This is a genomic window from Vreelandella arctica, assembly GCF_037070215.1.
Taxonomy (GTDB): Bacteria; Pseudomonadota; Gammaproteobacteria; order Pseudomonadales; family Halomonadaceae; genus Vreelandella; species Vreelandella arctica.
The window spans coordinates 1-1203 of record NZ_JBANSN010000089.1; the positions used below are offsets into that span (position 1 = coordinate 1).

General features: G+C 55.6%; 1 rRNA gene. It reads right to left on the reverse strand.

Annotation, left to right across the window (positions count from 1 at the left end):
- A 23S ribosomal RNA gene (locus tag V8L70_RS22780) occupies positions 1-1203 on the reverse strand; the annotation flags it as partial.

Below are 1203 nucleotides of genomic sequence, written 5' to 3' on the forward strand. Positions count from 1 at the left end.
ACCAGCTGGTCTCGCTGGGCCCTTCAGGAGGCTCTAGGCCTCAGGGATGTCTCATCTTGAAGGGGGCTTCCCGCTTAGATGCTTTCAGCGGTTATCCCGTCCGACCATAGCTACCCGGCAATGCCACTGGCGTGACAACCGGAACACCAGAGGGTCGTCCACTCCGGTCCTCTCGTACTAGGAGCAGCCCTTCTCAAACATCCAACGCCCACGGCAGATAGGGACCGAACTGTCTCACGACGTTCTAAACCCAGCTCGCGTACCACTTTAAATGGCGAACAGCCATACCCTTGGGACCGACTTCAGCCCCAGGATGTGATGAGCCGACATCGAGGTGCCAAACACCGCCGTCGATGTGAACTCTTGGGCGGTATCAGCCTGTTATCCCCGGAGTACCTTTTATCCGTTGAGCGATGGCCCTTCCATACAGAACCACCGGATCACTAGAACCTGCTTTCGCACCTGCTCGACGTGTCTGTCTCGCAGTCAAGCACCCTTATGCTCTTGCACTCAATGCACGATGTCCGACCGTGCTGAGGGTACCTTCGTGCTCCTCCGTTACTCTTTAGGAGGAGACCGCCCCAGTCAAACTACCCACCACACACTGTCCTCGATCCGGATAACGGACCTGAGTGAGAACGCCAATGATGCCAGGCTGGTATTTCAAGGTTGGCTCCCTTCGAACTGGCGTCCAAAGTTCAAAGCCTCCCAGCTATCCTACACAGGCAACATCAGCGTCCAGTGTGAAGCTATAGTAAAGGTTCACGGGGTCTTTCCGTCTAGCCGCGGGTACACCGCATCTTCACGGCGATTTCAATTTCACTGAGTCTCGGGTGGAGACAGCGTGGCCATCATTACGCCATTCGTGCAGGTCGGAACTTACCCGACAAGGAATTTCGCTACCTTAGGACCGTTATAGTTACGGCCGCCGTTTACCGGGGCTTCAATCAAGAGCTTCGCCTTGCGGCTAACACCATCATTTAACCTTCCGGCACCGGGCAGGCGTCACACCCTATACGTCCGCTTGCGCGTTAGCAGAGTGCTGTGTTTTTAATAAACAGTTGCAGCCACCTGGTATCTTCGACCGGTTCGGGCTTAGAGAGCAAGTCTCATCACCCTACGCCGGCGTGCCTTCTCCCGAAGTTACGGCACCATTTTGCCTAGTTCCTTCACCCGAGTTCTCTCAAGCGCCTTGGGATTCTC